Origin of the sequence: Acetobacter estunensis (assembly GCF_011516945.1) — a bacterium.
GTDB lineage: Bacteria > Pseudomonadota > Alphaproteobacteria > Acetobacterales > Acetobacteraceae > Acetobacter > Acetobacter estunensis.
Window position 1 is genome coordinate 50,789 of sequence record NZ_WOTH01000006.1, and the last position, 13,484, is coordinate 64,272.

12 protein-coding genes are annotated in these 13,484 nt (G+C 60.3%); 11 read left to right on the top strand and 1 reads right to left on the bottom strand.

What is annotated here, in order from left to right; genetic code table 11:
• The first annotated feature begins 124 nt into the window (after positions 1 to 124).
• On the top strand, positions 125 to 2,725 hold the full coding sequence (locus GOB87_RS04695) for a cation:proton antiporter (protein ID WP_166313394.1): 2,601 nt from the start codon (positions 125 to 127) through the stop codon (positions 2,723 to 2,725).
• Positions 2,726 to 3,054: 329 nt separating this feature from the next.
• Here GOB87_RS04695 and GOB87_RS04700 read toward each other — a convergent pair whose 3' ends face one another.
• Positions 3,055 to 4,710 carry a purine-cytosine permease family protein gene (locus GOB87_RS04700; RefSeq protein ID WP_242006160.1) on the bottom strand — a complete coding sequence of 552 codons (1,656 nt, stop codon included), beginning with the start codon at positions 4,708 to 4,710 and terminating at the stop codon, positions 3,055 to 3,057.
• Positions 4,711 to 4,905: 195 nt separating this feature from the next.
• On the opposite strand from GOB87_RS04700, the gene GOB87_RS04705 reads away from it, so the two are divergent.
• The 10 genes from GOB87_RS04705 to GOB87_RS04750 all read left to right on the top strand — a co-directional run bounded on the left by GOB87_RS04705 (position 4,906) and on the right by GOB87_RS04750 (position 13,463).
• Entirely contained in the window at positions 4,906 to 5,826 is a 921-nt protein-coding gene (locus tag GOB87_RS04705) for a LysR family transcriptional regulator (RefSeq protein WP_166313395.1), read from the top strand.
• 132 nt (positions 5,827 to 5,958) lie between these two features.
• Positions 5,959 to 7,026, top strand: coding sequence for an agmatinase (gene speB / locus GOB87_RS04710; RefSeq protein WP_166313396.1), 1,068 nt, complete (start codon positions 5,959 to 5,961; stop codon positions 7,024 to 7,026).
• 72 nt (positions 7,027 to 7,098) lie between these two features.
• The gene (locus tag GOB87_RS04715; RefSeq protein ID WP_264805668.1) at positions 7,099 to 7,923 is read left to right on the top strand and encodes an urease accessory protein UreD; all 825 of its coding nucleotides are present in this window, start codon (positions 7,099 to 7,101) and stop codon (positions 7,921 to 7,923) included.
• A gap of 45 nt (positions 7,924 to 7,968) precedes the next feature.
• A complete protein-coding gene (locus GOB87_RS04720; protein WP_166313397.1) occupies positions 7,969 to 8,271 on the top strand; it encodes an urease subunit gamma in 303 nt (100 codons plus the stop codon).
• Positions 8,255 to 8,599, top strand: coding sequence for an urease subunit beta (locus tag GOB87_RS04725; RefSeq protein WP_166313398.1), 345 nt, complete (start codon positions 8,255 to 8,257; stop codon positions 8,597 to 8,599). The genes GOB87_RS04720 and GOB87_RS04725 overlap by 17 nt, the downstream gene beginning before the upstream one ends.
• Positions 8,596 to 10,302 carry an urease subunit alpha gene (gene ureC / locus GOB87_RS04730; protein ID WP_166313399.1) on the top strand — a complete coding sequence of 569 codons (1,707 nt, stop codon included), beginning with the start codon at positions 8,596 to 8,598 and terminating at the stop codon, positions 10,300 to 10,302. The genes GOB87_RS04725 and ureC overlap by 4 nt, the downstream gene beginning before the upstream one ends.
• Positions 10,302 to 10,814 (top strand): urease accessory protein UreE, encoded by a 513-nt coding sequence (locus GOB87_RS04735; protein ID WP_166313400.1) that lies wholly within the window; start codon positions 10,302 to 10,304, stop codon positions 10,812 to 10,814. The genes ureC and GOB87_RS04735 overlap by 1 nt, the downstream gene beginning before the upstream one ends.
• Entirely contained in the window at positions 10,807 to 11,502 is a 696-nt protein-coding gene (locus GOB87_RS04740; protein ID WP_242006167.1) for an urease accessory protein UreF, read from the top strand. The genes GOB87_RS04735 and GOB87_RS04740 overlap by 8 nt, the downstream gene beginning before the upstream one ends.
• The gene (gene ureG, locus GOB87_RS04745) at positions 11,499 to 12,113 is read left to right on the top strand and encodes an urease accessory protein UreG (RefSeq protein ID WP_166313401.1); all 615 of its coding nucleotides are present in this window, start codon (positions 11,499 to 11,501) and stop codon (positions 12,111 to 12,113) included. Before GOB87_RS04740 ends, ureG begins: the two co-directional genes overlap by 4 nt.
• 147 nt (positions 12,114 to 12,260) lie before the next feature.
• Complete coding sequence (locus GOB87_RS04750) at positions 12,261 to 13,463, top strand: porin (RefSeq protein ID WP_242006161.1); 1,203 nt, start codon at positions 12,261 to 12,263, stop codon at positions 13,461 to 13,463.
• Positions 13,464 to 13,484: the final 21 nt, after the last annotated feature.

Sequence of the window (13,484 nt, forward strand, 5' to 3'; positions counted from 1 at the left end):
CCCAAAGGGGGAAATGCCACAAGACTGCCTGAATGAATCCATATCTTCAGAATGATATGCTCAAAAGCGGGCGTTGCGGTTTCGTAATGGCGAATCGCGGTGGGAGACGGAAAGGGACGACCGAATGGAAGTGACGGGTCTGGCAGCAGTACTGCTTGCGACAGCGCTGCTGCTGGTGATCGTCAGCGCCGTCCAGCCGGTGGCCCGTCGGCTGGAGGTCTCGGAAACGGTCCTTCTGGCGCTTGTCGGCATCGTGATTGGCGGCGGCGCGGATCTTGTCATCCGCAGCACCTACACGGATCGGCTGGCCGGTGTGGCTGGCAGTGCAATCAACGGCGTGGCGGAAACGCTGCTCGATTTTCCTGTCAGCAGTGAAGTCTTCCTGTTGGTGTTCCTGCCTGTCCTTGTCTTTCAAGGAGCGCTGGTCATTGACGTGCGCCGTCTGGCGGATGAGGCGGCAACCGTGCTTCTGCTGGCGGTCGTGGCGGTCATTGTCTCGACTGCCACCATCGGGCTGGCGCTGCTGCCCTTTGCCCAGATGCCGCTGATCGTGTGTCTGCTTCTCGGCTCCATCGTGGCGACCACCGATCCATCCGCCGTGGCGGGCATCTTCCGCGATATCGGGGCGTCAGCCCGTCTGACCCGTCTGGTGGAGGGCGAGGCCCTCCTGAACGACGCCGCCGCCATTTCCATTTTCGCGGTGCTGCTGGATGCGGTGACATCGCACCAGACCATCCATGTCGGCAGCGTGGCGTTGTCCTTCGTCATTTCCTTTGTGGGTGCGATTCTGGTGGGCATCGCAGGCGCGCGGCTGATGCTCTACATGATCGCCGTGCTGGGAAATGCTCCAGCTGCCGAAACCACGCTGACAGTGGCGCTGCCCTATATTGTGTACATCCTCTGTGATGAGGTGATCGGCATTTCCGGTGTCGTGGCGACAGCGGCGGCCGGTCTGACGCTGTCTCTCTATGGCCCCTCCACGTTTCGGCCGCAGACATGGCGCTTCCTCAATGAACTGTGGCAGCAACTGGTGTTCTGGGCCGGGTCGCTGGTGTTCGTACTGGCGTCGATGCTGATTCCGCGTTTGCTGGTGGGCATGACGCGCTGGGACATTGTGCTGATCCTGATCGCCAGCGTGGCCGGGCTTGTGGCGCGTGGCATGGTCGTGTTCGGCCTGTTGCCCGTCCTCGCTATGACACGGCTCGCGCCTCCCGTGCCCACGCCCTTCAAGGTGACAATGGTGTGGGGTGGTTTGCGTGGTGCGATCACCCTCGCTTTGGCTCTGGCCGTGACAGAGAACCAGCACGTTTCCACCCCGGTCGCGCACTTCATCGGCATCATCGCGACGGGCTTTGTGCTCATCACGCTGCTGGTCAACGGCACGACGCTGCGCTCGGTGGTTCTGTTTTTCCGCCTCGATCAGCTCTCGCCCATGGATCAGGCCCAGCGTCATCAGATTCTCAGTATCGCGCTTGAGAAGGTGGCGGGAAAGGCGAAGGAAGCGGGTGAGGAACTCGGCTTTTCGGCGGATGCGACGCGCTCGGTGGTGGATGCGCTGGAAGTGCGCAGTCATGAGGAGCAGTCGGTCAACACCTTCGACACCGATCTGGGGGACCGCCAGCGCATCACGCTTGCACTCATCACGATTGCCAATCAGGAGCGCTCGATCCTGCTGGATCTGTTCCGGATTCAGGGACTGTCGCGCGCGGTGATGGAAAACCTTCTGCGCACGGCGGATGCGATGGTGGACGGCGCGCGGTTGGAAGGGCGGTTCGGTTACACGAAGGCTTTGCGTCGCCGCCTTCAGCCCTCCCTGAAGTTCCGTATCGCGCAGGAAATCCACAATCGCTTCCATTACGACCGTCCGCTGATGAGTTGCATGGCGGAGCGGTTCGAAATGCTGATGGTGGCGCATCTCGTGTCCATCTCGCTCAACCGCTTTTTGCAGGAACGGATGGAGCCGATGCTCGGTTCCCGCGTGAGTGAGATCGTGGTCGAGATTCTGGCCCGGCAGCGCAAGATGCTCAATGAGGCGCTGTCCACCCTGCGTCTGCATTATCCGGGCTATGCCGAAGCCCTTGAGAACCGGATTTTCCGCCAGATCGTGTTGCGGCTGGAGAATCAGGAGTTCGACACGTTGCACTCGGAATCTCTCATCAGCGATGAGCTATTCCGGGAACTGCATCGCGATGTGGAGCGTCGTCGTCAGCGGCTGGATCGACCAATGACGTTCAATCTGCGCAACAATGTCGAAGCGCGCCTTCGCCACGCGGCGGTTTTTGAAGGGTTGCCGACAGCGGCGCTGCACGATCTCGCGATGACCACCTCATTGCGTTTCCCTTCGCCGGGGCAGGTCATTCTCAAACGCGGGCACAAGGTTCATTCGGTCTTTTTCGTGAGCGCCGGTCTGGCGGAGATGCATCTGCCCGAACAGGACATCCGCTATGGGGCGGGCGATCTGATCGGCGCGACCGAGGCAATGGAAAATCGTCCCATGCCGGGGAGCGTGCGTGCTCTACGTTTCAGCCATATGCTGGTGATCTCGGCGGCGCGCTTTGCCCGATTGATCGAGGACTATCCGGTTGTCCGCGCAAACCTGCAGAAGCTGCGGTTTCAGGCGGAGGAAAAGGAACCCGATCCGGAGAATATGGACGGGATCAATGAGGAGTCTGCTGATGCCTCCATCATGCTCGACAGCAACCTGTCACAGGTTGGAAGGGAGTAAGCTCCCTGTGTGGTGAGGGATGGGGTGCGTCGTTTAGGTGGAAATGCCGCGTCACTGGATTTCAGATTTTCTGAAAATTTGTGAGCAGAGGGAAGATAATGCGTCTTCCCTCATGTCCATGTGCCGATGAGAGACAAGAGGCTGCGGGGGAAGTGGGCGGCGTGTTTCCACCTCGCAGATGGGTAACGTGCCACGAATTTGCGGTTGGTCGGAACGTGTGACTGGTAGGCACATGTCCCACCGAATCACGCGAATTGTCTCAGGTAAAAAGGATCAAATTACCTGTGGCGCTCTCCACAAGGGAAAGCGCCACAGATTTCGTGTCCGGTTTACCCGACAGGTAGAGCCATCTCTTCGGGAAGAGCCTCGTGTAAGGGCAGAGTGCGCAGGTCGGCCTCACTTTGGACGATGGCAGCTTTCTCGGCTTGCAGATCGATGGAGCGGCTCATCAGCGCATAGGCGGCTCCCGCCACGATCAGCCCGACCAGCCAGCCGATATCCACACCCCCAAGGGCTTTGGCGATCGGACCTGTGTAAAGACCGGGCAGCACAAAGAACGGCACAGTGGCGAGAAAGCCGAGCACATAGGCTGCAATCCCGCGCCACTCCCAGTTTCCATAAATGCCACCGGGAATGAACAGGTTGGTGATGGCGTAATGCCCGCGACGGACGAGAAAGTAATCCACGAGATTCACGGCGGTCCACGGTACCAGCAGGTAGAGCATGATGGTGAGGGTGGCAAAGAGAAGATCGATGGCATTGTCCGGGCAAAGCAGCGAAATCCACGTCCATGCCACGGCAAGGATGACAAGAGTGACGATGCGCGCGCTGCGTGTGGGGCGCAGCGGGAAAAAGGCATCCACGCCCGTCAACACGGTCAGCATGCAGCTATAGGCGTTCAGGCCCATCGTCGCGATCATCGCACTGATGGAGCCGAGCGCCATCAGGGCGCCAAAACCGGGCAGGATGGCGTTTCCGGCATCATGCAGGGCCACCAGACCGTCAGACGCGCCCATGCGGGTGGCCAGCCATGCGCCAAGGATGATGAGCCAGATGGCGGAGCTGGAAGCGCCGAACATCACCGCCATAATGATGGAGGCAGGTCGTGTGTTACGAGGGAGATAACGCGAATAGTCCGAAACATAGGGCGCGTAAGTGATGTTGTAGCTTGCACTGGCGGCGATCTGGCCCACGAACGCCACCCATGAAAATCCGCCCAGAGTGGGTGTCGTGCCGCCTGCGTGGCCGGTGAGAATGGCGATGGTGAGAATGGTGTAGAGCGGCAGGCAGGCGATGAAGCAGAGCTTGAAGATCCGGTGCAGCCAGTCATGACCGTAAATGGCGAGGAGCGTGGCGGTCACGGTCAGGACGAGACCCACGACGGTTGCGTTCCATCCGAAAATGCCGTGCAGCCCGCCTGAGACGAGCACGACATCCACCACATTGAATCCAAGGAACGTGACGAGTGTGCCCAAAAGCACCAGCGTCACGCCACGATAGCCGAACTGGGCGCGGGACTGGATCATCTGGGGCAGACCGAGTTCCGCGCCCTGCGAGGCATGGAACGCCATGAACAGCGTGCCGAACAAAATGCCGATGACCGCCGCCAGTGCGGTGTAGCCCAGTGACAGGCCCATGCTGGGACCGACAAAACCGATGGCAATGGTGAAGAACTGGAAGTTGCCGAGAAACCAGAAGGGCCCCTGATCGGCGACACGACCATGCCGCTCGCTTTCAGGGACATAATCGATGGAGCGGGCTTCGATGCTACTCAGCCCGAGGGAGGCGCTGCGGTCACGCTCTGCGCTGGCGGTGGTCATACTAAGGGTCTCCGCGGTTGGCGCGTCATGAAAAAGGAACGGATCACCCGTATTGGGTGACGACGGATCGACCCGGATCGATGTTTCGGGGCGTGCGGCGGTGCCCAAGCTGCGCTGTGTCATATGAAAGGCGAGAGGGCGGCCCATGGTCATCTTCCGTGTCATGACATGTCCGTGGAGAAAGCATCATGATGCCTCACCATATTGCGATGTCGCAACGACAAATCGGGCAGACTGGCGCTGATGTGTCATAATCCGAGAACGTGTTCCTTGTGTCGTGCGACGGTAGGGGCTTCGCGTTGACAGGAAGAATGTCGAATCTATGATCCTTGCATTGATCTCAATCGATGTTGAAGGCCAATGCTGGGTGCGCTGAGTGATCTTGATCTACGGCTGATCCGCGTTTTTTTGGCCATTGTGGACGCCGGTGGCATCTCCATGGCGCAAGGCGCGCTCAATGTGGGGCAATCCACAATCAGCACCCAGCTTGCCACGCTGGAAACACGGCTGGGGTTCCGGCTGTGCGAACGGGGGCGCAGCGGTTTTCGGCTCACCGCCAAGGGGGAGCGGTTCGAGACGCTGGCGCGGGATCTGATCGGTGCGGTGGAAGAGTTCGGGATGCAGGCCCGCAACATGGACCGCAAGCTGGTGGGCAATCTGCGTATCGGCATGATCGGGCACACGCCGTTTAGCGAAAACAGCCGCATCAGCCATGCCATCGCCCGTTTCCGAAAGCGCGACCAGGCCGTGCGGATGATCGTGACCGTGTGCTCACCCGGTGCGATGGAAGAGCAGTTGATGAATGGCGAATTGGACATCGCCATCGGCTATTTTTGGAACCGGAGCGCCAATCTGCATTTCACACCGCTGTTTCTGGAGCGGCAGGTGGCCTATTGCGGCAGTAAGCACCCACTGTTTGGGCGGGCAGACAGCGTGACGATGGACGAAGCATGGGAGTGTGAGTGGGCCTGGCGCAGTTACCCTCTGCCAGATTCATTGTTTTCCGCGCCCCCACGTCAGGTGACGGCGATTGCGGACAATATGGAGGCACTGGCGATGCTGGTGCTCTCAGGGCATCACCTTGCGTTCCTGCCTCAGCATTTTGCGCAGACCTATGTCCGGCAGGGATTGATGGCGCCTTTGGCGCCTCGGCAGTTGCATTATGAAGTGACGTTTTCGGTGGTGACGCGCCAGCGACGGCATGTCAGCGAGATCGCGCGTGCCTTTCTGGACGATCTCGCCATAGTGCATCTGGAGACCCCACCTGTGGTTTCCGCCTGATACGTTGATCGGGATCGAACTGAACTTCCATACGTGCGGATTTTTCCCGATGTGTTGCTGTGGTGGAATGAATAAGAATGAGGGCGTTTCCCAACGCTCATCCGCTCACCTCTCATCTGGAGATACGGTGCCATGAACGAGACGAAACTTGCCGAACTGCGCAGGAAGTATGGCGGAGCGTCCGGCAGCCAGATCTTCGACCCCGAGTTCCGCGCCGTAGCGGAAGGACAGTTCTCCGCCGGTCGCGGGCGCTCCAAGCCCTATTCCGGCGTGCAGACCTTTCTTGGGCTGCCCTATATGCCCAACGCTGCGTCCTCGCCGGATTTCGACGGGCTGGATGTGGCCGTGGTGGGTGTACCGATGGATCTGGGCGTGACCAACCGCTCCGGTTCGCGCTTCGGGCCGCGCGCTGTTCGCGATATCGAGCGGATCGGCCCGTATGAGCACGTGCTGCACCGCCAGCCTGCCGCGCTGTGCAAGGCGGCGGATATTGGCGATGTGCCATTCCGCAGTCGCTTCAGTCTGGAACAGTCCCACGAGGATATTCAGGCGTTTTACAAGCCGCTTGTGCAGGCGGGTGTCATTCCGCTGTCCGTCGGTGGCGATCACTCCATCAGCTATTCCATTCTCAAGGCTGTGGGTGCGGAGCGTCCGGTCGGCATGGTGCATTTCGATGCTCATTGCGACACGAGTGGGGATTACGAAGGCGCGAAATTCCATCACGGCGGTCCGTTCCGTCATGCCGTGCTGGAAGGTGTGCTGGATCCGGCGCGATGCGTGCAGATCGGCATACGCGGGTCTTCGGAATATCTGTGGGAGTTTTCCAAAGATTCCGGCATGACCGTGATCCATGGCGAAGAGGTGCCGCATCTCGGGCCAAAGGCGATCATTGAGACGGTGCGTCGCGTGGTGGGCGAAGGGCCGGTCTATGTCACCTTCGATGTAGACTGTCTGGACCCGGCTTTCGCGCCCGGCACTGGCACGCCGGAAGTCGGCGGCCTCACCACCCGGGAGGCGCTGGAACTTCTGCGCGGTCTGGATGGGCTGAACATTGTGGGTGGAGATGTGGTGGAAGTCGCACCGCAATACGACACCACAACGAACACAGCGCAGGCGGGCGCGCAGGTGCTGTTTGAACTCTTCAGCCTGGTCGCTGGACGTTTCCCGGCGGCCCGTAGGGATCACGCGCCCACTACGTGATTTTACGCAATGGTGGCGGCCGTTTCCGCCTGTAGGCTGGGTATGGCCACCGCAGACAGGACATCTGAACCAGTGACGACAACACTCCAGCGCGCACGAGGACGGTTCGGGCTGGAGGTCAAGGCGGATGGCAGCCGCACGCGCATGGCCGATCTGGAGCAGGGAGGCTGCTGTCGCCTGCTGTTTCCGCGCATCGTGGGCGCGGGTATGGAAGCCGCCACCGTCAACATTTCCGGCGGCATGGCGGCGGGGGATCGCATTGAAGGTCGCCTCATATGTGGCGAGGGGACAGACCTTCTGGTCACGTCACAGGCGGCGGAGCGGATTTATCGCGCCCGTCCGAATGACGGGCCTTCGGAAGTTGAGGTTGCCTGTCGCATCGCGCCGGACGCGCGGCTGGAATGGCTGCCGCACGGCACCATCTTTTTCGATGGCAGCCAGTTGCACCGCCACATGACGGTGGAGATGGCGTCCTCCTCCTCATTCCTCTTTCTGGAAAGCCGCATTTTCGGTCGCACGGGTTCGGGTGAGCATCTCACGAGACTGTCGGTGCGTGACCGCCTTTCCGTGCACAGGGACGGGCGGTTGATTCTTGAAGATACGCTCAGGCTGGAGAGCGATGATGTCACCTTGCTGTTGAAGCAGGCGGCGGTCGCGGGCGGTAATGTAGCCGTGGCGACGGTTGTACTGATCGCGCCGGACGCAATGACACTTCTCGATGCCGTACGCGCGCGACTTCGCGAGCCGGAATGTGCCGGGTTCGTGGCCTCCGCTTGGAACGGGATGTTGGTGCTGCGCGGACTTGCCGCCGGTGGCTGGGCGCTGGACGTGGCGTTGCGCCATATTCTGCCGCTTCTGCGGGAAGGACGCTCACCACCCTCCACATGGCGGTCGTGAGGGTATAGGCACAATGAGACTGAGCGGAAGGGATTGTATCGGGTCATGAAGCTTACTCCGCGAGAAAAGGACAAGCTGCTTATCTCCATGGCGGCGATGGTGGCGCGTCGGAGACTGGAGCGCGGTGTCCGCCTGAATTACCCCGAAGCCGTGGCGCTCATCACCGATCATGTTGTGGAAGGCGCGCGTGATGGATTGAGCGTGGCGGAACTCATGGCCAGCGGTGGTCGTGTGCTGACACGCGAGCAAGTCATGGCCGGTGTGGCCGAGATGATTCATGATGTGCAGGTGGAAGCGACGTTTCCCGATGGCACAAAGCTGGTGACGGTGCATGACCCGATACGCTGATCCTCTTCCCGATGGCGCGGTACCGGGGGAAATCCTCGTGGCAGAGGGCAATATCGTACTCAACGAAGGCCAGCCACGCCGCACATTGCGCGTGACCAATTCGGGTGACCGCCCTGTGCAGGTCGGCAGCCACTATCACTTTGCCGAGGTGAATCCTGCGCTTCTGTTCGACCGTGAGCAGGCACTGGGCTGGCGTTTGGATGTGCCCTCCGGTGGGGCCATTCGTTTCGAGCCGGGACAGGAACGCGAGGTCACGCTGGTGCCGTTCCGGGGCTTGCGCCGGGCTGTCGGCTTTCGGGGTGACGTCATGGGGAGTGTGGACAAATGACGCGGCTTTCCCGGCATGATTACGCAGGCCAGTTCGGTCCCACGACCGGTGATCGGGTGCGTCTGGCCGACACGGCGCTTCTGGTGGAGGTGGAGAAAGATTTCACCATCTATGGCGAGGAAGTGCGCTTTGGTGGCGGCAAGACCATTCGTGACGGCATGGGGCAATCGCAGGTCACGCGTGCGGAAGGAGCGGCGGACACTGTCATCACCAATGCGCTGATCATTGATCACTGGGGCATCGTCAAGGCGGACGTGGCGTTGCGGGATGGACGGATCGCAGCCATTGGCAAAGCAGGCAATCCGGATATTCAGCCGGGTGTGGGCATCATCATCGGGCCGGGTACGGAGATCATCGCCGGTGAGGGGAAGATCCTTACGGCGGGGGGCATCGACAGCCACATTCATTTCATCTGTCCGCAGCAGATCAAGGAAGCGCTGGCTTCAGGCGTCACCACCATGCTGGGTGGTGGCACGGGACCGGCCACCGGCACGGCGGCGACCACCTGCACGCCGGGGCCGTGGCATCTGGCGCGGATGTTGCAGGCGGCGGAGGCGTTTCCGGTCAATCTGGCGTTTGCAGGCAAAGGCAATGCTTCCCGACCGGATGGGCTGGAGGAAATGGTGCGCGCGGGAGCGTGCTGCCTGAAACTGCATGAAGACTGGGGCTCAACCCCTGCGGCCATCGACAATTGTCTGAGCGTGGCGGATCGCATGGATGTGCAGGTGATGATCCACACCGATACGCTCAACGAGAGCGGCTTCGTGGAGGACACCATTGCCGCGTTCAAGGGGCGTACGATCCATGCGTTTCACACGGAGGGCGCGGGCGGTGGTCATGCGCCCGACATCATCCGTGTGGCAGGCCTGCCGAACGTGCTGCCGTCCTCCACCAACCCGACGCGACCCTATACGATCAACACGCTGGATGAGCATCTCGACATGCTCATGGTGTGTCACCATCTTGACCCGCAGGTGCCTGAGGACATCGCATTCGCGGAGAGCCGCATCCGGCGCGAGACCATCGCAGCGGAGGACATCTTTCACGACATGGGCGTGCTGTCGATGATGTCCTCGGACAGTCAGGCCATGGGGCGCGTGGGTGAGGTGCCGTTGCGAACGTGGCAGACGGCGCACAAGATGAAGCTTCAACGCGGCGCGTTACCGGGCGATGGCGCGGCAGATAATACCCGTGTGAAACGCTACATTGCGAAATACACGATCAATCCCGCTATCTCGCACGGTCTGTCGCATGAGGTCGGCTCGATCGAAGTGGGTAAGCTTGCCGATCTTGTGTTGTGGGAACCCGCGTTTTTCGGTGTGAAGCCCGATCTGGTCATCAAGGGAGGGGCGATTGTCTATGCCATGATGGGCGATCCGAACGCCTCCATCCCGACGCCGCAGCCTGTGCATGGCCGCATGATGTTCGGAGGGTATGGCGGGGCGTTGACGCACACCAGTCTGACCTTTGTTTCGCAGGCAGCGCTTGAGGACGATATCGGGCAGAAGCTTGGGCTGAGAAAACCTCTGTCGGCTGTGTCCAACGTGCGTGGTGGCATTGGCAAACGCAGTATGATCCACAACGACGCGATGCCACATATCGAGGTCGATCCCGAGACGTACGAAGTCCGTGCGGACGGCGTGCTGCTGACCTGCGAACCTGCCGAAATCCTGCCCATGGCCCAGAGGTATTTCCTGTTCTGATGACCCGTGTGATCGAGATTCTACCAGCAGGAGGCTGGGATGTTGCGCAGGCGACGGATGTGTTCGCTGCCGATTATGAAGGACGGCACCGTCGGCGCATGATGCTGGGCCTGCGTTCAGGCGAGAAGGTGTTGCTGGAGCTTGAACATGCGCGCCTGCTTCAGGCTGGTGACGGATTGAAGCTCGACGATGGACGCATCGTGCGGGTGGAAGCGTTGCCGGAAAAGCTGATGGAAGTGACGGCGCATGATCCGCTGCATCTGATGCGGTTGGCGTGGCATCTGGGAAACCGGCATCTTCCGGCGGCGATCGACGCGCAGCGTATCCTCGTGCGGCAGGATCATGTGATCGCCGACATGATCCGTGGACTGGGCGGCCATGTGCATGAGGTCGAGGCGCCGTTCGATCCGGAAAGCGGGGCCTATACGGCGCGTGCGGCTTCCCACGATCACGCTCATGGGGAAGAGCATCATCACCATCATGGGCACGGTCATTCGCACTCCCATGATTGACAGAAATGGCGGGACCGGTCCGAGGGACGGGGTGGATTTTCTGCGCCTTCTGTCATGGGTTTCTCCTGCCTTTCCCACAGGGGGGTATGCCTATAGCCATGGGCTGGAATGGGCGGTCGAGCAGGGCGATGTGCGTGATGTGGACACGCTGATTGCGTGGGTGAGTGCGCTGCTTCGTCATGGAAGTATCGGTAATGACCTGATCTTCCTGCGTGTGGCGTGGGAAGCGGCGCATGACATGGCCGCGTTGCGTCATATTGCCGATTTCGCCTGCGCATGTGCGTCTTCGCGGGAACGCTATGAAGAGACGGTCTATCAGGGCGAGGCTTTTCTGAAGGCGTCGGCTGTGTGGGACGTAGTCCCGACAAAAGCCGAACTTGTCGGTGTGCGGTGGCCGCTGCCGGTCGTGCAGGGGCTCGTGTTCCGCCGTGGGATGGTGGCGTGCAAGCAGGCGTTGCTGTCGGGTGGGTATGCCGCAGTGGCAGCCCTTGTGTCTGCCGCCGTGCGATTGGTGCCGCTGGGACAGACGGATGGATTGCGTGCACTTGCCCGATTGGAAGACGTGCTGCTGGAAGCGGCACAGGACGCGCTGACCCGGACATTGGAAGACGTGGGAAGCGCGTGCTTTCGTTCCGATCTCGCGGCCATGCATCATGAAACTCAGGAAACGAGGCTGTTCAGGACATGACAAAGGCAAAGCACGGTCCACTGCGTGTGGGCATCGGGGGGCCGGTGGGAACCGGAAAGACGGCGCTGATGGATGCGCTGTGTCGCCGGTTCCGTGAGGATTACAATATCGCGGCCATCACCAACGATATTTACACACGTGAGGATGCGGAGTTCCTCACACGCGCCGGGTCGCTACCGCCCGAGCGTATCATGGGCATTGAGACGGGAGGATGTCCGCACACGGCGATCCGTGAGGATGCAAGCATCAACCTTGCGGGCATTGCCGAACTGACGGATCGGTTCGAGGGGCTGGATATCGTGCTGGTGGAGAGCGGCGGTGACAATCTGGCCGCGACCTTCAGCCCCGAGCTTGCGGATCTGACCATTTATGTCATCGATGTTTCGGCAGGTGACAAAATCCCGCGCAAAGGTGGGCCGGGGATTACGCGCAGCGATCTTCTGGTCATCAACAAGATCGATCTTGCACCCTATGTCGGGGCCGATCTTGGTGTGATGGACCGTGACAGCCGCCGCATGCGTGGGGAGCGGCCCTTCGTGTTTTCCAACATTCGCGCAGGTGAGGGAGTGGAAGATATTGCCCGGTTCATCATAGAGCAGGGCGGACTCTGAAACATTCATTGGAGTGATGGGGTGTTTTCATCACGTCAGCGGAGAAATGTCCGTCTCTAAGTAATTTCACGCATCCCGCGATGACGATTCGTTTTCGTAATGTTTCTCCTGTCGCCAGTTGGTGACTGCGGCCACGGGAGGATGTTCATGATTGCGCTTGCGTCGCGGTTCTCGATGAGCCGAAAAGAAAACCTGCTCAGGTGCGGAAGCATTCTGTCGATTTGTGCCGCTTTCAGCGCGTTGGCTCCCACAGAGTCACGCGCTGCTGTGACGGTCAATTTTGGCAAGGACCAGTTCTTCACACTGGGCGTGGGTGTGCGGGCCCAGTATCTCAGCAAGGATCCAGCCGCGACGCCGAGCAATTCAAGTGCTGCGAGCGCAAGTGATTTGCGTGTCTATATGGGCGCGCAGTTCCACAAATACGTCAAGGCAACGCTCAATCTCGAGCGGTTGCGCGATGGCAACTGGAACGTGCTCGACGGTATCCTTCAGGTCGAACCGTGGAAAGCGTTCAATATCTGGGGCGGTCGGATGCTGACTCCGAGTGATCGCTCCAATCTCGATGGCCCATATTTTCTCAGCACCTATGCCTTTCCCATCGTGTCCCAGTATCCCGGCGCATGGTCCGGCCGTGACGATGGTCTTGCGGTCTGGGGCAAGCTGATGAAGGATCATTTTCGTTACGTTGCGGGTGTCTATCGGGGCCATAACTGGCAGCGCGATGCGTCCAACCGGGGCGAGCACCCGCTGTTTGCGGCTCGTCTGGAATACAATTTTCTCGATCCCGAGCCGTCGCCTGCCTATTACACGGCCAGCACCTATTATGGAAAAGCCGACATTCTTGCGATCGGTCTGGCCGGTCAGTACGAAACGGATGGCGTGGGTACCGCGCAGCAGAAGGGTGACTACAAAGCCTGGAACATCGACGGTCTGTTCGAGAAGAAGATCGGTCCCGACGCGCGCTACGGCGTCTATACTCTGGAAGGCGCGTATTACCAGTATTACACCGACGGCGTGAAGGACATCGCGGCGGGCCACGGGCAGCATTCTCCCGATTATGGCAATGTCGGTGGCATCAACGACGGCACGGCGTTTCTGGCCAGCACGGCCTATCTGATCCCCTACAAGCTTGGCTGGGGGCGCATCCAGCCGCTGGTGCGTTATCAGCAGTTCCGTTTCAAGAAGGATATGTACGGTGCGGGGCATCCGAAGACCACGCAGTTTGATGCCGGCGCGAACTATGTGATGGATGGCCACAATCTGCGCTTTACCTTCGATTACGTGCGCTACAAGCCGATGGGCACGCGGGCCTCGAATGCCTTTCTTCTGGGCATGCAGTTCCAGTACTGACGCCAACCGACCCGAGGACAT

What these genes read in the sequence shown, in the direction of transcription:
- GOB87_RS04740 (WP_242006167.1), top strand. Translation starts at nt 10,807, where the DNA reads ATGATTGACAGAAATGGCGGGACCGGTCCGAGGGACGGGGTGGATTTT.
- speB (WP_166313396.1), top strand. Translation starts at nt 5,959, where the DNA reads ATGAACGAGACGAAACTTGCCGAACTGCGCAGGAAGTATGGCGGAGCG.
- ureC (WP_166313399.1), top strand. Translation starts at nt 8,596, where the DNA reads ATGACGCGGCTTTCCCGGCATGATTACGCAGGCCAGTTCGGTCCCACG.
- GOB87_RS04720 (WP_166313397.1), top strand. Translation starts at nt 7,969, where the DNA reads ATGAAGCTTACTCCGCGAGAAAAGGACAAGCTGCTTATCTCCATGGCG.
- GOB87_RS04750 (WP_242006161.1), top strand. Translation starts at nt 12,261, where the DNA reads ATGATTGCGCTTGCGTCGCGGTTCTCGATGAGCCGAAAAGAAAACCTG.
- ureG (WP_166313401.1), top strand. Translation starts at nt 11,499, where the DNA reads ATGACAAAGGCAAAGCACGGTCCACTGCGTGTGGGCATCGGGGGGCCG.
- GOB87_RS04725 (WP_166313398.1), top strand. Translation starts at nt 8,255, where the DNA reads ATGACCCGATACGCTGATCCTCTTCCCGATGGCGCGGTACCGGGGGAA.
- GOB87_RS04705 (WP_166313395.1), top strand. Translation starts at nt 4,906, where the DNA reads ATGCTGGGTGCGCTGAGTGATCTTGATCTACGGCTGATCCGCGTTTTT.
- GOB87_RS04735 (WP_166313400.1), top strand. Translation starts at nt 10,302, where the DNA reads ATGACCCGTGTGATCGAGATTCTACCAGCAGGAGGCTGGGATGTTGCG.
- GOB87_RS04700 (WP_242006160.1), bottom strand. Translation starts at nt 4,710, where the DNA reads ATGACACGGAAGATGACCATGGGCCGCCCTCTCGCCTTTCATATGACA.
- GOB87_RS04695 (WP_166313394.1), top strand. Translation starts at nt 125, where the DNA reads ATGGAAGTGACGGGTCTGGCAGCAGTACTGCTTGCGACAGCGCTGCTG.